This is a genomic window from Streptomyces flaveolus (genome assembly GCF_044765825.1).
Taxonomy (GTDB): Bacteria; Actinomycetota; Actinomycetes; order Streptomycetales; family Streptomycetaceae; genus Streptomyces; species Streptomyces flaveolus.
Map to the genome: position 1 here is coordinate 478,435 of NZ_JBIWKU010000001.1, position 16,735 is coordinate 495,169.

The 16,735-nt window shown below is 71.5% G+C and carries 17 protein-coding genes; 12 read left to right on the forward strand and 5 right to left on the reverse strand.

Features of this window, described 5'->3' with window-relative positions; all coding sequences use genetic code 11:
- The first annotated feature begins 8 nt into the window (after window positions 1-8).
- The 5 genes from fasR to ACIRG6_RS02230 all read left to right on the forward strand — a co-directional run bounded on the left by fasR (window position 9) and on the right by ACIRG6_RS02230 (window position 4,950).
- Entirely contained in the window at window positions 9-1,214 is a 1,206-nt protein-coding gene (fasR, locus tag ACIRG6_RS02210; RefSeq protein WP_239768312.1) for a fatty acid biosynthesis transcriptional regulator FasR, read from the forward strand.
- An 89-nt stretch (window positions 1,215-1,303) separates the two neighbouring features.
- Window positions 1,304-2,215, forward strand: coding sequence for an ACP S-malonyltransferase (locus tag ACIRG6_RS02215; RefSeq protein ID WP_364677311.1), 912 nt, complete (start codon window positions 1,304-1,306; stop codon window positions 2,213-2,215).
- Window positions 2,216-2,231: 16 nt separating this feature from the next.
- A complete protein-coding gene (locus ACIRG6_RS02220; protein ID WP_239768310.1) occupies window positions 2,232-3,263 on the forward strand; it encodes a ketoacyl-ACP synthase III in 1,032 nt (343 codons plus the stop codon).
- 79 nt (window positions 3,264-3,342) lie between these two features.
- A complete protein-coding gene (locus tag ACIRG6_RS02225; protein ID WP_077795951.1) occupies window positions 3,343-3,591 on the forward strand; it encodes an acyl carrier protein in 249 nt (82 codons plus the stop codon).
- Between the two features lie 87 nt (window positions 3,592-3,678).
- Window positions 3,679-4,950, forward strand: coding sequence for a beta-ketoacyl-[acyl-carrier-protein] synthase family protein (locus ACIRG6_RS02230; protein ID WP_239768308.1), 1,272 nt, complete (start codon window positions 3,679-3,681; stop codon window positions 4,948-4,950).
- Window positions 4,951-5,123: 173 nt separating this feature from the next.
- Here the strand turns inward: ACIRG6_RS02230 and ACIRG6_RS02235 are convergent, their stop codons facing one another.
- Entirely contained in the window at window positions 5,124-5,618 is a 495-nt protein-coding gene (locus ACIRG6_RS02235; protein ID WP_225638308.1) for a DUF3145 domain-containing protein, read from the reverse strand.
- A 256-nt stretch (window positions 5,619-5,874) separates the two neighbouring features.
- Between ACIRG6_RS02235 and ACIRG6_RS02240 the strand changes: the two genes are divergently transcribed.
- The gene (locus tag ACIRG6_RS02240; RefSeq protein ID WP_403320283.1) at window positions 5,875-6,789 is read left to right on the forward strand and encodes an SGNH/GDSL hydrolase family protein; all 915 of its coding nucleotides are present in this window, start codon (window positions 5,875-5,877) and stop codon (window positions 6,787-6,789) included.
- Between the two features lie 48 nt (window positions 6,790-6,837).
- A complete protein-coding gene (locus ACIRG6_RS02245; RefSeq protein WP_364677306.1) occupies window positions 6,838-7,809 on the forward strand; it encodes an aldose epimerase family protein in 972 nt (323 codons plus the stop codon).
- Between the two features lie 145 nt (window positions 7,810-7,954).
- Here ACIRG6_RS02245 and ACIRG6_RS02250 read toward each other — a convergent pair whose 3' ends face one another.
- The 3 genes from ACIRG6_RS02250 to ACIRG6_RS02260 form a co-directional block, all read right to left on the reverse strand.
- Window positions 7,955-8,803: an EI24 domain-containing protein gene (locus ACIRG6_RS02250; RefSeq protein WP_403320285.1), complete on the reverse strand. Its 849-nt coding sequence runs from the start codon at window positions 8,801-8,803 to the stop codon at window positions 7,955-7,957.
- A gap of 78 nt (window positions 8,804-8,881) precedes the next feature.
- Complete coding sequence (locus tag ACIRG6_RS02255) at window positions 8,882-9,301, reverse strand: organic hydroperoxide resistance protein (RefSeq protein ID WP_189227980.1); 420 nt, start codon at window positions 9,299-9,301, stop codon at window positions 8,882-8,884.
- A 107-nt stretch (window positions 9,302-9,408) separates the two neighbouring features.
- Window positions 9,409-10,431: an NADP-dependent oxidoreductase gene (locus ACIRG6_RS02260; protein WP_403320286.1), complete on the reverse strand. Its 1,023-nt coding sequence runs from the start codon at window positions 10,429-10,431 to the stop codon at window positions 9,409-9,411.
- Window positions 10,432-10,529: 98 nt separating this feature from the next.
- Between ACIRG6_RS02260 and ACIRG6_RS02265 the strand changes: the two genes are divergently transcribed.
- Complete coding sequence (locus ACIRG6_RS02265) at window positions 10,530-10,970, forward strand: MarR family winged helix-turn-helix transcriptional regulator (protein ID WP_350719679.1); 441 nt, start codon at window positions 10,530-10,532, stop codon at window positions 10,968-10,970.
- Between the two features lie 305 nt (window positions 10,971-11,275).
- Here ACIRG6_RS02265 and ACIRG6_RS02270 read toward each other — a convergent pair whose 3' ends face one another.
- Window positions 11,276-11,977 carry an SCO2400 family protein gene (locus ACIRG6_RS02270; protein WP_450152401.1) on the reverse strand — a complete coding sequence of 234 codons (702 nt, stop codon included), beginning with the start codon at window positions 11,975-11,977 and terminating at the stop codon, window positions 11,276-11,278.
- A 215-nt stretch (window positions 11,978-12,192) separates the two neighbouring features.
- On the opposite strand from ACIRG6_RS02270, the gene ACIRG6_RS02275 reads away from it, so the two are divergent.
- The 4 genes from ACIRG6_RS02275 (at window position 12,193) to chvE (ending at window position 16,730) form a co-directional block, all read left to right on the forward strand.
- Window positions 12,193-13,359 (forward strand): mandelate racemase/muconate lactonizing enzyme family protein, encoded by a 1,167-nt coding sequence (locus tag ACIRG6_RS02275; protein WP_350719683.1) that lies wholly within the window; start codon window positions 12,193-12,195, stop codon window positions 13,357-13,359.
- Window positions 13,356-14,360, forward strand: a complete 1,005-nt coding sequence (locus tag ACIRG6_RS02280; RefSeq protein ID WP_350719685.1) for a zinc-dependent alcohol dehydrogenase — start codon at window positions 13,356-13,358, stop codon at window positions 14,358-14,360. The genes ACIRG6_RS02275 and ACIRG6_RS02280 overlap by 4 nt, the downstream gene beginning before the upstream one ends.
- 148 nt (window positions 14,361-14,508) lie before the next feature.
- Window positions 14,509-15,480, forward strand: a complete 972-nt coding sequence (locus tag ACIRG6_RS02285; protein WP_318218413.1) for a glycosyltransferase family protein — start codon at window positions 14,509-14,511, stop codon at window positions 15,478-15,480.
- 140 nt (window positions 15,481-15,620) lie between these two features.
- Window positions 15,621-16,730: a multiple monosaccharide ABC transporter substrate-binding protein gene (gene chvE / locus ACIRG6_RS02290; protein ID WP_364677297.1), complete on the forward strand. Its 1,110-nt coding sequence runs from the start codon at window positions 15,621-15,623 to the stop codon at window positions 16,728-16,730.
- The last annotated feature ends 5 nt before the right edge of the window (window positions 16,731-16,735 follow it).

The window sequence follows — 16,735 nt, forward strand, 5'->3', positions numbered from 1 at the left end:
TTGTCCCCGTGCCCGAACCCGAAACCAGCAACCCCGAGCCCGCGGCGCGCGCCGTCCATCCGCATACCGCGACCCTGAAGCGGCTGGAGCAGTCCTCCGGATCACTCGCCGCGCAGGCGATCGCGCGGATGGACGAGACACTGCCGTGGTACCGGGCGATGCCCCCGGAGAACCGTTCCTGGATCGGGCTGGTCGCCCAGGCCGGTATCGCCGCCTTCACCGAGTGGTTCCGGCACCCGGACGCCCCGCAGGCCATCTCCACCGACGTCTTCGGCACCGCGCCGCGCGAGCTGACCCGGGCGATCACGCTGCGGCAGACCGTCGAGATGGTGCGGACCACGATCGAGGTCATGGAGTCGGCCATCGACGAGGTCGCCGCCCCGGGCGACGAGTCCGTGCTGCGCGAGGCGCTGCTGGTGTACGCCCGGGAGATCGCCTTCGCGACCGCCCAGGTGTACGCGCAGGCCGCCGAGGCACGCGGCGCCTGGGACGCGCGGCTGGAGTCGCTCGTGGTGAACGCCGTGCTCAGCGGCGAGGCCGACGAGGGGGCCGTGTCCCGGGCGGCGGCGCTGGGCTGGAACTCCCCCGAACACGTGTGCGTGGTGCTGGGCACCGCACCCGACGGGGACTCCGAACTGACCGTGGAGGCCATCCGGCGCGCGGCCCGGCACGCCAAGCTCCAGGTGCTGACCGGGGTGCTCGGGGACCGGCTGGTGGTGATCGCGGGCGGCAGCGACAACCCGCTGGCCGTCGCGAAGTCCCTGATCGGGCCGTTCGCCCAGGGGCCCGTGGTGGCCGGCCCGGTGGTGCCGGACCTGCTGGCCGCGACCCGGTCCGCGCAGGCCGCCGCGGCCGGACTCAAGGCCTGCACCGCCTGGCAGGACGCCCCGCGCCCGGTCCTGGCGGACGATCTGCTGCCGGAGCGCGCGATCGCCTCCGACCCTTCGGCCCGCGAGCAGCTGGTGGAGGAGATCTACAGACCGCTGGAGGACGCCGGGGCCGCGCTCCTGGAGACGCTCAGTGTCTATCTGGAGCAGGCGAGCAGCCTCGAAGGCGCCGCGCGCATGCTCTTCGTTCACCCGAACACCGTGCGCTACCGGCTCCGACGTGTGACTGACGTCACCGGCTGGTCGCCCTCTGATGTACGGTCTGCGTTCACACTGCGGATCGCGCTCATCCTGGGGCGTCTGGCCGATGGAGATCCGCAACTCTAGGCTTTTGTCGGGGGTCCACAAAACCCCCTCGTGTTCTTCGTCCTTGTCCCCACGGGCGGTCGTGGCCGTCCTCAAGAGAGAGTGTGAGAGTGCTCGTACTCGTCGCTCCCGGCCAGGGTGCCCAGACGCCCGGCTTCCTGACTGAATGGCTCGACCTCCCCGGCGCCGCCGACCGCGTCGCCGCGTGGTCCGACGCCATCGGACTCGACCTCGCTCACTACGGCACGAAGGCCGACGCGGACGAGATCCGCGACACCTCCGTGGCGCAGCCGCTGCTGGTCGCCGCCGGACTCCTGTCCGCCGCGGCACTCGGTGACGTGACGCCGGGCGCTGTCGCGGGCCACAGCGTCGGCGAGATCACCGCCGCCGCCTTCGCGGGCGTCCTCGACGACACCGCCGCGCTGACCCTCGTACGCCGGCGGGGCCTGGCCATGGCCGAGGCCGCCGCGGTCACCGAGACCGGCATGTCGGCGCTGCTCGGCGGCGACCCCGAGGTGAGCGTGGCGCACCTGGAGCAGCTCGGCCTGACCCCGGCCAACATGAACGGCGCGGGTCAGATCGTGGCGGCCGGCACCCTGAAGCAGCTGGCGGCGCTGAACGAGGACAAGCCCGAGGGCGTCCGCAAGGTCGTGCCGCTGAAGGTCGCCGGCGCGTTCCACACGCACCACATGGCGCCCGCGGTGGACAAGCTGGCCGAGGCCGCCAAGGAGCTCACGCCGGCCGACCCGAGGGTGACGTACGTCTCCAACAAGGACGGGCGGGCCGTCGCCGGCGGCGGCGAAGTACTGGAGCGTCTGGTCGGCCAGGTCGCCAACCCGGTCCGCTGGGACCTGTGCATGGAGACCTTCAAGGAACTCGGCGTCACCGCCCTGATCGAGGTGTGCCCCGGTGGCACGCTGACCGGCCTGGCCAAGCGCGCCCTGCCCGGCGTGAAGACGCTGGCCCTGAAGACCCCCGCCGACCTCGACGCGGCCCGCGCGCTCGTCGCCGAGCAGGCCTGACAAGGAGCCCCAGAGCATGCCGAAGATCAAGCCCAGCAAGGGCGCCCCGTACGCGCGCATCCTCGGCGTGGGCGGCTACCGCCCGACGCGGGTCGTGCCCAACGAGGTGATCCTCGAGACGATCGACTCGTCCGACGAGTGGATCCGCTCGCGCTCCGGCATCGAGACGCGGCACTGGGCCTCGCCCGAGGAGACCGTCGCGGCGATGTCGATCGAGGCGTCCGGCAAGGCCATCGCGGACGCCGGGATCGACGCCTCGCAGATCGGCGCGGTGGTCGTCTCGACCGTGTCGCACTTCAGCCAGACCCCGGCCATCGCCACCGAGATCGCCGACAGGCTCGGCACCGAGAAGGCCGCGGCCTTCGACATCTCGGCGGGCTGCGCGGGCTTCGGCTACGGCCTGACCCTGGCCAAGGGCATGATCGTCGAGGGCTCCGCCGAGTACGTCCTCGTCATCGGCGTGGAGCGGCTGTCCGACCTGACCGACCTGACGGACCGGGCCACGGCCTTCCTGTTCGGCGACGGCGCCGGCGCGGTCGTGGTCGGCCCGTCCCAGGAGCCGGCGATCGGCCCGACCGTCTGGGGCTCGGAGGGCGACAAGTCCGAGACGATCAAGCAGACGGTGCCGTGGGACCGCTTCAGGATCGGCGACGTCTCCGAACTGCCCGTGGACGACGCGGGCAACGTGAAGTTTCCTGCGATCACGCAGGAGGGCCAGGCGGTGTTCCGCTGGGCCGTGTTCGAGATGGCCAAGGTCGCCCAGCAGGCGCTGGACGCGGCCGGGATCAGCCCGGACGACCTGGATGTCTTCATTCCGCACCAGGCCAACGTGCGGATCATCGACTCGATGGTGAAGACGCTGAAGCTGCCGGAGCACGTCACGGTCGCCCGTGACATCCGCACCACCGGCAACACCTCGGCCGCCTCGATTCCGCTCGCCATGGAGCGGCTCCTGGCGACCGGTGAGGCGAAGAGCGGCGACACCGCGCTCGTCATCGGCTTCGGGGCGGGTCTCGTCTACGCCGCGACGGTCGTTACTCTCCCCTAGGCACTCCGTGCCGGATCATGCGGTCCGGGGCGGAACACAAGAGCCACACCCTCTGGAACATCTACGAAGGAGCGCCGCAATGGCCGCCACTCAGAAGGAGATCGTCGACGGTCTCGCCGAGATCGTGAACGAGATCGCCGGTATCCCGGTTGAGGACGTCCAGCTGGACAAGTCCTTCACCGACGACCTGGACGTCGACTCGCTGTCCATGGTCGAGGTCGTCGTCGCCGCCGAAGAGCGTTTCGACGTCAAGATCCCGGACGACGACGTCAAGAACCTCAAGACCGTCGGCGACGCGACCGACTACATCCTCAAGCACCAGAGCTGATCGACCGATCACGCCCTCTGGGCTGACTGCCCCGCCACCCGGCGGTGGCGCCGTACGAATCCGTATCCCGTTGGAGAAAGAATTCCCGTGAGCTCGACCAATCGCACCGTGGTCGTCACCGGTATCGGCGCAACCACACCGCTGGGTGGCGACGCAGCCTCTACCTGGGAGGGCCTGGTGGCCGGCAGGTCCGGCGCCAAGCCCCTCGAGCAGGAGTGGGCCGCCGACCAGGCGGTCCGCATCGCGGCCCCGGCCGCCGTGGACCCCTCCGAGGTCATTCCGCGGCCCCAGGCCCGCCGGCTGGACCGCTCGGCGCAGTTCGCGCTGATCGCGGCCCAGGAGGCGTGGAAGGACGCCGGCTTCACCGGCAAGGCCGGTGAGGACGGTTCCATCGACCCCGACCGGCTCGGTGCGGTCATCGCCTCCGGCATCGGCGGCGTGACGACCCTGCTGGACCAGTACGACGTGCTCAAGGAGAAGGGCGTCCGCCGCGTCTCCCCGCACACCGTGCCGATGCTGATGCCGAACGGCCCCTCCGCCAACGTGGGTCTGGCCGTGGGCGCCCGGGCGGGCGTGCACACGCCGGTCTCCGCCTGCGCGTCGGGCGCCGAGGCCATCGGCTACGCCATCGAGATGATCCGTTCCGGCCGTGCCGACGTCGTCGTCGCGGGTGGCACGGAGGCGGCGATCCACCCGCTGCCCATCGCCGCGTTCGGCAACATGATGGCGATGTCCAAGAACAACGACGACCCGCAGGGCGCCTCGCGCCCCTGGGACACCGCCCGGGACGGCTTCGTCCTCGGCGAGGGCGCCGGCGTCCTCGTACTGGAGTCCGCCGAGCACGCCGCCGAGCGCGGTGCCCGCGTCTACGCGGAGGCGGTCGGCCAGGGCATCTCCGCCGACAGCCACGACATCGTGCAGCCGGAGCCCGAGGGCCGCGGCATCTCCGCCGCCCTTCAGCACCTGCTGGACCGCACCGACCTGAACCCGGCGGAGATCGTGCACGTCAACGCGCACGCCACCTCGACGCCGGCCGGTGACCTCGCCGAGCTGAAGGCGCTGCGCAAGGTCCTCGGCGACGACGTGGACCACATGGCGGTCTCCGGCACCAAGTCGATGACCGGTCACCTCCTCGGTGGCGCGGGCGGCGTGGAGTCCGTCGCGACGGTGCTCGCCCTGTACCACCGGGTGGCGCCGCCGACCATCAACATCGAGAACCTCGACCCGGAGGCCGAGGCCACCGCGGACATCGTCCGCGGTGAGGCCCGCAAGCTGCCCGTCGAGGGCCGTATCGCCGCGCTGAACGACTCGTTCGGCTTCGGTGGCCACAACGTCGTCCTGGCGTTCCGGACGGTCTGAGAGGCCTCGCTGAACGTTTGATGGCCCGGACCCCTGGGAGGGGGTTCGGGCCATCGCCGTTCGCAGCGGGTTCTTTGCCGGGTGCGGGTCCGATGTGATTGCTCGCGCCCACGCGGCGGAGCCGCACATCGGCAGCGCCCCGCGCCCCTGAAGGGGCGCGTTCGCGGGCGTTCCTACACCACCTGGTGGAGCCAGCGGACCGGGGCGCCCTCGCCGGCGTAGCGGAACGGCTCCAGTTCGTCGTCCCAGGGCTTGCCGAGGAGCTTGGCGATCTCCTTCTCCAGGTCGGTCTCGCCGCCCTGGGAGCGGGCCAGGGCGGCCCGCAGCCGGTCCTCGGGGATCAGGATGTCGCCGTGGATGCCGGTGACGGCGTGGAAGATGCCGAGGTCGGGGGTGCAGCTGTAGCGCTCGCCCTCGGCTCCGGCGGACGGCTCCGCGGTGACCTCGAAGCGCAGCATCTGCCAGCCGCGCAGCGCAGAGGCGAGTTTGGAGGCGGTGCCGGCCTGGCCCTGCCAGGAGAACTCCGAGCGCCAGGTGCCGGGCGAGGCGGGCTGCCGGATCCAGTCCAGGGCGACGCGTGTGCCGAGCACCCCGGCGACGGCCCACTCGACGTGCGGGCAGAGCGCGCGCGGCGCGGAGTGCACGTACAGAACTCCACGTGTCGTCACCGGAACCTCCGGGCTGAGCGGGACATCTCGGAACGGGTGGAACGGCCGTGACCGGGCGGGCCACATGAGGGCGAGGCTACCGTGCGACGGCGCAAGGAGTGTGACGTACCGTCGGTCCCGGTGCCGGGAAACTCCCGGCATTCACCCGGCAGGACGCTTGTGCGGATGTGAGCCGCCGCATCGCCGCCGCCGGGAACCCTGGCGCGGTGTCATGGGTTGAGGACGTTGGAGGCACGAGGCGAGGGACGGTACGGGCATGGGGCAGGGGACGGATCGCGGGAGGCGGAACCGATTGCGCCGTTCGCGTGTCGTGCTCGCCGCTCTGACCGCCGCCGTCCTGGGCGCGGCCGGCTGTGACGCCTTCGGCGGCGACTCCCCCGGCGCGTCCGGCACCGGGTCCGGCCGGCCGTCCCCGAAGCCCACGCCGGCGTGGGACACGAGCCCTGAGTCGATCGCCGCGGTGGGCGACTCCATCACGCGCGGCTTCGACGCCTGCACGATCCTGTCGGACTGCCCGGAGGTGTCGTGGGCGACCGGCAGCAGTGCCGAGGTCGACAGTCTGGCCGTACGGCTGCTGGGGACCAAGGCGGCGGGGCGGAGCTGGAACTACGCGGTCACCGGGGCCCGGATGGCGGATCTGACCGGGCAGGTGACGCGGGCGGCGGCACGGAAGCCGGAGCTGGTGACGGTGATGGCGGGGGCGAACGACGCCTGCCGGACCACGATCGACGCGATGACCCCGGTGGCCGACTTCCGGGCCCAGTTCGAGGACGCGATGCGCACGCTGCGCAGGGAACTGCCCAAGGCGCAGGTGTTCGTGGCGAGCATCCCGGACCTGAAGCGGCTGTGGTCCGAGGGGCGCGCCAACCCGCTGGGCAAGCAGGTGTGGAAGCTGGGCATCTGCCCGTCGATGCTGGCCGACGCGGACGCCGTGGACTCGGCGGCGACGCTGCGGCGCAACACGGTGCGGGACCGGGTGGACGACTACAACGAGGTGCTGCGGGACGTCTGCGCGAAGGACCGCAAGTGCCGCACCGACGGCGGCGCGGTGCACGCCTTCCGGTTCGGCACCGACCAGTTGAGCCAGTGGGACTGGTTCCACCCGAGCGTGAACGGACAGGCCCGGCTGGCGGAGATCGCCTATCGCACCGTCACCGCGAAGAAGCCCTGATGAGACCGCTCCCCCGGGGGGTTCCTGACGTGTCCTAGAGTTCCGCACATGAACGAACTCTTCGGCACACTTTCCGACGGCACGCCGGTCCACCGCTGGACCCTGGAGCGGGCCGGCGTGCGGGTGCGGGTGCTGACGTACGGCGGGATCGTGCAGTCGGCCGAGGTCCCGGACCGGGACGGGCACACCGCGGACGTGGTGCTGGGGTTCGCGGACCTGGACGGTTATGTGACGCACCCGGAGCCGTACTTCGGCGCGCTCGTCGGACGGTACGCCAACCGGATCGCGGGCGGCCGTTTCCCGCTGGACGGGCGGACGTACGCGCTGGCGCTCAACAACGGGCCGAACTCGCTGCACGGCGGCGAGCGGGGCTTCGACAAGCGCGTGTGGGACGCGGAGCCCGTCGGGCACGGCGTCCGCCTCAGCCGGGTCAGCCCGCACGGCGAGGAGGGCTTCCCGGGCCGCCTGGAGATCTCGGCGACGTACACGCTGGACGAGTCCGGAGCGCTGCGGATCGCCTACGAGGCGGTCACCGACGCGCCGACCGTGCTGAACCCGACCAACCACAGCTACTTCAATCTGAGCGGCTCCGGTCACACCGGCGGCCACGAGCTGCGGATCGCCGCGTCCCGGATGACGCCGGTAGACGCGGACCTGATTCCGGCGGGTGCGCCCGCCGAGGTGGCGGGCACGCGCTTCGATTTCCGGGAAGCCCGCAAGGTCGGTGCGGGCTACGACCACAACTTCGTCCTCGACAAGGGGGTGACGGACACCGCGGTGCCGGTCGCCGAGCTGTACGACCCGGCGTCCGGGCGCGCGGTGACGGTCGCGACCACCGAGCCCGGTCTCCAGCTCTACACCGCGGACCATCTGGCCGAGCCGTTCGCGCCCGGCGACGGCATCGCGCTGGAGACGCAGCACTTCCCGGACTCCCCGAACCGGCCGGACTTCCCGAGCACGGTGCTGCGGCCGGGCGAGGCGTTCCGTTCGGAGACGGTGTACGGGTTCTCGGCGCGGTAGCCGCGTGAGCCCCGGCCAGGCCGTCAGGTCCCGGGCCGGGGCTGTCCCGCGGGGGACGTACGGAACCGTCCCGGTTCGACGGTAATCGCCGCGGTGGTCCGACGCCCCGCGAAGGAGCGTTCGGTACGCGGTTCGTACGAACCTTTCACAAACGCCCGCTCCGCCCGGCGGGGTCCGTGAACGCGCCGCCGGATGCCGGGTCGTCGTCGGAGGGACCGTCGCCGGTGGGGGCGGTGCCGCCCTCGCGGGTCTCCTCGCCCAGCAGCTCGCGGGCGAGGAGCGTGGCGCCCGCGACCGCGCCCGGCATCAGGAACACCGCGACGAACGGCACCAGGAAGGCCACGCCCAGCGGCGTGCCGAAGCCCCAGACCAGCATCCTGCGGGAGCGGAGCAGGGCGAGGCGGTCGCGCAGCTCAACCCCGCGGCGCTGGAGGGCGACGGCGGCCAGCTCCTCGGTGAGGAAGAAGCCGGTGACGAAGAAGCCGATCACCGGCACGACCGTCTGGCCGACGACCGGGACGAAGCCGGCGGCGAAGAGCAGCACGCCCCAGACGGCGGCGCGCACCACGATGCGCAGGCTGTCGCGGCCGGAGACCCACAGCTCGCGCCAGAGCGGCAGGTCCGACTCGGGCGCGGTGCCGTCCGGGGAGACGTCCCGGTCGACCCGCTCGGAGAGGCTCTCGTAGAAGGGCTGCCCCACCAGCAGGGTGACCGCGGTGAACGTGAGGACGGCCAGGAGCAGGACGAGGGCGAACAGCACGGCGGTGAGGAAACCGCGGAAGAGCCCGGCCCAGGGGCTCGACCAGTCGTCGGCGAACGGGGTCGCCCAGGCGACGACGTCCTCGCCCCACAGCGCCAGCGCGACCAGCACGCCCACGTACAGGACGAGGGTGATCAGGCCCGGGACGAGCCCGAAGCCGTAGCTCTTGCCGTGCCGGGCCACCCAGCGCTGGCCCTTCAGGAGATGGCCGAATCCCGCCCCAAGATCACGCATGGACGGCACTCTACCGGGCGACGCGGGCCGCACCCCGGGCTCCCGGGGTGCGGCCCGCGTCGTGCGTGAGGGGCCCGGTCAGACGAGCGTCACGGTGATGTTGCCGCGGGTCGCCTTGGAGTACGGGCAGACCTGGTGGGCCTTCTCCACCAGGGACCGCGCGGTGGCGGCGTCCACGGCGGGGATCTCGGCGGAGATCTCGACGATGATGCCGAAGCCGTCGTCGTTCTTGCCGATGCCGACCTTCGCGGTGACGGTCGAACCGGAGACGTCGGCGCCCTCCTGGCGGGCCACGACGGCGAGCGCGCCCTGGAAGCAGGCGCTGTAGCCGGCGGCGAACAGCTGCTCGGGGTTGGTGCCGGCGCCGCTGCCGCCCATCTCCTTGGGCGGGTTCACGACCACGTCGAGCTTGCCGTCATCGGTGGCCACGCGCCCGTCGCGCCCGTTCTCTGCGGTGGCGACGGCGGTGTACAGGACCTCGGACTGCTGGATGGGCATGCGGGTGTCTTCCTCCTCGGTCCGCCGTGACTCGCGCCCACGATCACGACGGATTTCGGAATGACGCTACCGCATGCCGGAAACTCCGTGAAGGTCCGCCTTCCGGCTCAGAGCTTGACGATCATCTTGCCGGTGTTGTCGCCGCGCAGGACGCCGAGGAAGGCCTCCAGGTTGTTCTCGATCCCCTCGACGACCGTCTCGCGGTACTTCAGCTCGCCGGAGCGGACCCAGGGGCCGACCTCCTGGACGAACTGCGGCTGGAGGTCGTAGTGGTCGCCGACCAGGAAGCCCTCGATGCGGCCGCGGGTCTGGATGAGGCGGGCGAGGTTCCTCGGGCCGGGGGCGGGCTCGGTGTTGTTGTAGACCGAGATCATGCCGCAGACGGCGATGCGGCCGTCCCGGTTGAGGGAGCCGATGGCGGCCTCCAGGTGGTCGCCGCCCACGTTGTCGAAGTAGACGTCGATGCCGTCCGGGGCCGCGGCGCGCAGCTGCTCGCTCACCGGGCCCTCCTTGTAGTTGAAGGCGGCGTCGAAGCCGTACTCGTCGACGAGCAGCTTGACCTTCTCGTCGGAACCGGCCGAGCCGATGACCCGCGAGGCGCCCTTGAGCTTCGCGATCTGGCCGACCTGGCTGCCGACGGCACCGGCGGCGCCGGAGACGAACACCGCGTCGCCCTCCTTGAAGGCCGCGGTGCGCAGCAGGCCGGCGTAGGCGGTGAGGCCGGTCATGCCGAGCACACCGAGGTACGTCGACAGCGGCGCGGCCTCCGGGTCGACCTTGACGGCGTTCTTGGCGTCCACGGCGGCGTACTCGCGCCAGCCGAAGAAGTGCAGGACGTGGTCGCCGACGGCGACGCCCTCGGCGTTGGAGGCGACGACCTCGCCGACCGCGCCGCCCTGCATGACCTTGCCGAGCTCGAAGGGGGCGACGTAGGACTTGGCGGCGCTCATGCGGCCGCGCATGTACGGGTCGACGGAGACGTACAGGTTGCGCACCAGCACCTGGCCCTCACCCGGGGTGGGGACCTCCGCCTCGACGAGGGCGAAGTCCTCCGGCTTGGGCCAGCCGACCGGGCGGCTGAGCAGGTGCCATTCGCGGTTGACGGCGGGGAGAGCGGGGGAGTCGGCCATGGGGGTGCCTTCCTGGGCTTGCGGAGATGTTTCAGGCTATGAAACAACCATGCGACTGAACATTTCAGGTTGTCAAACAACTGGGTACCCTGGATTCCATGGCCACACCACGCGACACTCCCCGCCGACCCGACGCGCTCACCCTGGAAGTCGTCGAACTGATCGGCGAGGTCGTGGCCCGCTTCCACGCGGACTACGAGGAGGCCGCGGCGGAGCGGGCCCTCACCGGGGCACAGGCCAAGCTGCTCAGCCTGCTGTCGCTGGAGCCGCTGCCGATGCGGAAGCTGGCGCAGAAGCTGAAGTGCGAGCCGTCGAACGTGACGGGGATCGTGGACCGGCTGGAGGCGCGGGGGCTGGTCGAGCGGCGGCCGGACCCGGCGGACCGGCGGGTGAAGGTCGCGGCGGCGACGGACGAGGGGCGGCGGGTGGCGCGGGGGCTGCGGGAGTCGCTGCGGTTCGCGCGGGCGCCGCTCGCGGGGTTGTCGGAGGGGGAGCGGGTCGCTCTGCGGGATGCGTTGCGTCGGATGCTGGGCGAGTGAGCGGGGTGCGGTGAGACCGGGTTCGCCGGTGACGCGGCGTTGCCGTCCGGGGGTGGGCCCGGTGGGCGCGTGCTTGCCGGTGGCCCGGCGTTGTCGTCAGGGGTAGGCCGCGCGGCCCGGCGCTGACGGGGTGCCGCCGCGCCCACCCGTGCCGCCCTGCGGCACGACTGCCCGCGGCGGGGCGGGCGGGGCGGGAGCCCGCGGCTCGGCGGGCGGGGCGGCGCGGGCCTGCGGCTGGGCCGGCCGGTCGGGGGCCCACGGCGGGGCGGCGCGAGGTCCGCGGCGGGGGTGTGCGGCTCGGCAGGCTATGTGCACCACCACAGGAAACGGTCGCAGGTTTCTGTGGGGGTGGGGTCCGGGGTCGGGGTCGGGGTGGGGGTCGTGGTCGGGGGCGGATCGTTCGGGGACGTGGACGGTGGTGCCGGGGGCGGGGCTGTTTCCGGTGCCGACGAGGTCGGCGGGGACTCCGTGCCGTCCGCCTGCGCGGAGTCGTCCGCCTCCGGGGACGCCGACGCCGACGCCGATGCCGACGCGGACGCCGAGGGCGAGGTGGAGGCGCCGGGGGTCGGGGTGGACGAGGTGGGCGTCGTTGCCGATGTGTCGTCGACCGGTGCCGCCGACGCCTCCCCCACCTCCCGCGTCGACGCGCCGTCCGCCGTCTCGCCCCCGGCGGCAGCCGGCTGCGCCGCGGAGTCCGGGGCGTCCATACCGAGTTCGGCGAGGCTCAGCCCGCCGGCCGCGAGTACGAAACCCGCGGCGATGAGCAGCGTCCGGCGGCGCCGGCGGCGGTGCGCGGCGGCCTTGCGGTCCCGGCGGCTCGCCCTGCCGCCTCCGGCCGGGCTCGCGGCGTCGGGGGCGTCCTCCGGCTCGTCGGCGGCCCGCGGTGCCCGCCCCTCATCGGACGTCACGTAGCCCTCGGCCGAGGGAGGTTGCTCGGCTGGAGTGCCGCACCCAGGACAGGCGAGGGCGCCGTTGAGGTGCCGTCGGCACGGGTGGCAGTAGTCCATGACGCGGGAAGATTAAGTTCCGCAAGGGGCGCGTTCCTAGACGCCGCTGTGAAAGTTGTGTGGGAAAACGGCCGGGGCCGCCGCGCCCCGCGCTTGCGAAACTGGCGAAACCGTTACCTGTCCGACCCATTGACACCCCCACCGCCCCGTCCTTACTGTCACGCCAGCATTTCGAACGACTGACGAAATATCGAACAGAGCGAGGGGCAACCGCCGTGCGCATCACCGGAATCAGCACACACGTGGTCGGGACGCCGTGGCGCAACCTGACGTACGTCCAGGTGCACACCGACGAGGGCGTCACCGGAGTCGGAGAGACCCGGATGCTCGGCCACACCGACGCCCTCCTCGGCTACCTGAAGGAGGCCGAGGCCAACCACATTCTCGGTTCCGACCCGTTCGCTGTCGAGGACCTGGTCCGCCGGATGAAGTACGGCGACTACGGCCGCGCCGGCGAGATCGTGATGTCCGGTATCGCCGTCGTCGAGATGGCCTGCTGGGACATCAAGGGCAAGGCCCTCGGCGTCCCGGTCTGGCAGCTGCTGGGCGGCAAGGTCACCGACAAGGTCAAGGCGTACGCCAACGGCTGGTACACCACCGAGCGGACCCCGGAGGCGTACCACAAGGCCGCGCAGGGCGTCATGGAGCGCGGTTACCGGGCGTTGAAGATCGACCCGTTCGGCACCGGGCACTTCGAGCTCGACCACGAGCAGACCCTGTACGCCGTGTCGCTGATCGAGGCCGTGCGCGACGCCATCGGTCCCGACGCCGAGCTGATGCTGGAGATGCACGGCCGCTTCTCCCCCGCCACCGCCGTGCGGCTCGCCAAGGAGATGGCGCCCTTCAAGCCGGCCTGGCTGGAGGAGCCGGTGCCGCCGGAGAACCTCCGGGCGCTGAAGAAGGTCGCCGAGAAGGTGGACATCCCCGTCGCCACGGGTGAGCGCATCCACGACCGGATCGAGTTCCGCGAGCTGTTCGAGGACCAGTCCGTCGACATCATCCAGCCGGACGTGGGTCACATCGGCGGCATCTGGGAGACCCGCAAGCTCGCCGCCACCGCCGAGACCCACTACACGCTCGTCGCCCCGCACAACGTCGGCGGTCCCGTGCTCACCGCCGCCAGCCTCCAGGTCGGCTTCACCGCGCCGAACTTCAAGATCCTGGAGCACTTCAACGACTTCGCCGACGCGGAGATCAAGAAGGTGGTCAAGGGAGCGCCGGTGGTGGACCCGGAGGACGGGTGCTTCCACCTCTCCGACGCTCCCGGTCTCGGCGTGGAGCTGGACACCGACGCGGCGGCCGAGTTCCCGCAGCAGCAGGCGCGGTTCGACCTGTGGGCCGAGGGCTGGGAGCAGCGCAAGCCCAAGGGGACGCAGGCATGAGCAGGGCGGTCGTCGTCGAGGCGCCGGGCGAGCACCGGCTCGTGGCGCACGAGCCGCGCGATCCCGGTGCGGGCGAGGCGCTGGTGCGGGTGCACGCCGCCGGGATCTGCGGCAGCGACCGCGAGGTCTACCAGGGCAACCGGCCCGAGGGGTACGTGCGTTACCCGCTCACCCCCGGCCATGAGTGGTCCGGGACCGTCGACGCGGTCGGCGCCGGGGTGCCCGCGTCCCTCGTGGGCCGCAAGGTCGTCGGTGAGGGCTTTCGCAACTGCCAGGTGTGCGACCGCTGTCACGCGGGCGAGACCACCCTGTGCGGCGCCGGGTACGAGGAGACCGGGTTCACCCAGCCGGGCGCCATGGCACCCACGCTGACGCTGCCCGCCCGTCTCCTGCACGTCCTGCCCGACGACGCCGACCTGACGGCGGCCGCCCTGCTGGAGCCGGCCGCCTGCATCGCGGCCGCCGCGCTCAAGGCGAACGCCCGTCCCGGCGAGCGGGTCGCCGTCGTCGGCACCGGGACGCTCGGCATGTTCGCCGTGCAGTTCCTGCGCGCCGCCTCCCCGGCCGAACTGCTGGTGGTCGGCACGCGCGGGGACCGGGAGGCGCTGTCCCGGCAGTACGGCGCCACCGACTTCCGCACCAAGGACCAGCCCCTGCCGGACGACTTCGACGTGGTGATCGAGACCGCCGGTTCCGCGGACGCGTCCCGCATCTCCGCCGCGTTGCTGCGCAGGGGCGGGCGGCTGGTGCTGACCGGCATCCCGGCGCCGGGCGCCGACGGTCTCGACCCGACCGACCTGGTGGTGCGTCAGCTGGAGGTGCACACCGTCTTCGGGGCACCGCCGGACGCCTGGGCGCACACCGTGCGGGTCTTCGCCGCCGGTCTGCTCGACCCGCTGCCGCTGGTGACGCACGAGCTGCCGCTCGCCGAGTTCGCGCAGGCCATCGAGCTGGTGGGCGCCGGTGACCCGAAGGTCGGCAAGGTGCTGCTCCACCCCTGAAGCCGTACGCCGGTACGGGGGCGACCTGACGGCCTCCGTACCGGCGTACACCCACCCGAACCGAGCTTTCCGTACCCTTCGCCGCGAACCTTGTCCGGTATATCGAACCGGCACATCGGGGCGGCCCATCGAACACGAAGGACAGCCCGTGACCGACTCTTCCGCCCAGGCAGCGGCCCGCAGGCCCGGCGAGCAGGCGCTCGCCGCCCTCGGCCTGGCCGCGCCCGCACTCGATCCCGCCGACGCCTCGCCGCACTTCTTCCCGGGCGGCGGCCGCTGGCGCACCGAGATCCCCTCCTGCGAGGGGCCGGAGGCGCTGGCCGTGGTCCTCAAGGAGTCCTCACGGCTGGACGTGCCGATCCACCGGATCAGCCAGGGCAGCGGCGTCTGGATGCTGACCGACGCCGAGATCACCGAGATGGTCGAGTCCACCGCCGAACGCGACATCGAGCTCTGCCTGTTCACCGGCCCGCGCGGCACCTGGGACATCGGCGGTTCCACCCGGACCGACTCCGGCGGCGCGGGGCTGCGGGCACGCGGCCACGACGCGGTCGCCGGGTGCGTCGAGGACGCCGTGCGGGCGACGGAACTGGGCGTCAAGTGCCTGCTCGTCGCCGACGAGGGCGTGCTGTGGACCCTGCACCGGGCACGGTCGGCCGGTGTCATCCCGGCCGACACCACGCTCAAGCTGTCCGCGCTCGTGGGCCCCGTCAACCCGGCCTCGTACGAGGTGTACGAGCGGCTCGGCGCCGACTCGATCAACGTGCCCAGCGATCTGACGCTGGATCACCTGACCGAAATCCGGCGGGTTTCGGCCGCGCCGATGGACATGTACATCGAGGCCCCGGACGACCTCGGCGGCTATGTGCGCATGTACGAGGTCGCCGAACTGATCCGGCGCGGCGCCCCGCTGTACCTGAAGTTCGGCCTGTCGAAGGCGCCGGGGATCTACCCCTACGGACACCACCTGCGCGAACTGACGCTGGCGACCGCCAAGGAGCGCGTGCGGCGCGGCCGGCTGGCCCTGGATCTCCTCCAACGGCACGGCGCCGAAGGGGACATGGCCCCGCTCGGCACGCGGCTTCCGGGGGCGCTCAACCGGTTCGAGATCTCGTCATAACGTTCCGGAAACCCCCTTCACAAAAGAAGACACGACCGCGCACAATCCCACACACCTGCTCTCGGTCGTTCCACCCTCAGCGTTTCAAGCGTTCTGGCACCACCAGACCGAGCCCTGCACCCACATCAAGGATGATGACCATGCGCAACCGCAGAGCCGCACTCGCCACCATCGCCTCGGCCGCCACCCTCGCCCTCACCCTGACCGCCTGCGGCCAGAACAGCGAGGGTGGCAGCGACGACAAGGGCAGCACCGAAGGCGCCACCATCGGCATCGCGATGCCGACCAAGTCCTCCGAGCGCTGGATCGCCGACGGCGCCAACGTCGAGAAGGAACTGAAGGCCAAGGGGTACAAGACCAAGCTCGTCTACGGCGAGGACGACCCCGACCAGCAGGTCTCCCAGATCGAGAACATGATCACGCAGGGCGTGGACGCCCTGATCGTCGCCGCGATCGACAACAAGTCCCTCAACAACGTGCTCCAGCAGGCCAAGGACGCCGACATCCCGGTGATCTCCTACGACCGGCTGATCCTCGGCACCGAGAACGTCGACTACTACGCCTCGTTCGACAACGAGAAGGTCGGCGAGCTGCAGGGCGGCTACATCGCCGACAAGCTCGGCCTGAAGGACGGTTCCAAGAAGGGCCCCTTCAACATCGAGCTGTTCGCCGGCTCCAACGACGACAACAACACCAGGTACTTCTTCCAGGGCGCGATGAACGTCCTGAAGCCGTACATGGACAAGGGCCAGCTCGTCGTCCGGTCCAAGCAGACCGCCCTCAACCAGGTCACCACCCTGCGCTGGGACGGCGGCACCGCGCAGAAGCGCATGGACGACCTGCTGACCTCCAGCTACCGCAGCGCCCGCATCGACGCCGTGCTCTCGCCGTACGACGGCATCTCCATCGGCATCCTGTCCGCCCTGAAGTCGGACGGCTACGGCTCCGCGGGCAAGCCGTTGCCGGTCGTCACGGGTCAGGACGCGGAGCTCGCCTCCGTGAAGTCGATCATCGCGGGTGAGCAGACCCAGACCGTCTACAAGGACCTGCGCAAGCTCGCCAAGGTCGCCGCGAACATGGTCGACGCCGCCCTGAACGACAAGAAGCCCGAGGTCAACGACACCAAGTCCTACGACAACGGTGCCAAGGTCGTCCCCGCCTACCTGCTGCAGCCGGTCAGCGTCGACAAGTCCAACTACAAGAAGGCCCTCGTGGACGACGGCTACTACACCGAGAACGACCTCAAGTAACCGGG

Coding starts and splice junctions, on each gene's coding strand:
- ACIRG6_RS02220 (WP_239768310.1), top strand. CDS start 2,232: ATGCCGAAGATCAAGCCCAGCAAGGGCGCCCCGTACGCGCGCATCCTC.
- ACIRG6_RS02225 (WP_077795951.1), top strand. CDS start 3,343: ATGGCCGCCACTCAGAAGGAGATCGTCGACGGTCTCGCCGAGATCGTG.
- ACIRG6_RS02240 (WP_403320283.1), top strand. CDS start 5,875: ATGGGGCAGGGGACGGATCGCGGGAGGCGGAACCGATTGCGCCGTTCG.
- ACIRG6_RS02245 (WP_364677306.1), top strand. CDS start 6,838: ATGAACGAACTCTTCGGCACACTTTCCGACGGCACGCCGGTCCACCGC.
- ACIRG6_RS02250 (WP_403320285.1), bottom strand. CDS start 8,803: ATGCGTGATCTTGGGGCGGGATTCGGCCATCTCCTGAAGGGCCAGCGC.
- ACIRG6_RS02255 (WP_189227980.1), bottom strand. CDS start 9,301: ATGCCCATCCAGCAGTCCGAGGTCCTGTACACCGCCGTCGCCACCGCA.
- ACIRG6_RS02260 (WP_403320286.1), bottom strand. CDS start 10,431: ATGGCCGACTCCCCCGCTCTCCCCGCCGTCAACCGCGAATGGCACCTG.
- ACIRG6_RS02265 (WP_350719679.1), top strand. CDS start 10,530: ATGGCCACACCACGCGACACTCCCCGCCGACCCGACGCGCTCACCCTG.
- ACIRG6_RS02270 (WP_450152401.1), bottom strand. CDS start 11,977: ATGGACTACTGCCACCCGTGCCGACGGCACCTCAACGGCGCCCTCGCC.
- ACIRG6_RS02280 (WP_350719685.1), top strand. CDS start 13,356: ATGAGCAGGGCGGTCGTCGTCGAGGCGCCGGGCGAGCACCGGCTCGTG.
- chvE (WP_364677297.1), top strand. CDS start 15,621: ATGCGCAACCGCAGAGCCGCACTCGCCACCATCGCCTCGGCCGCCACC.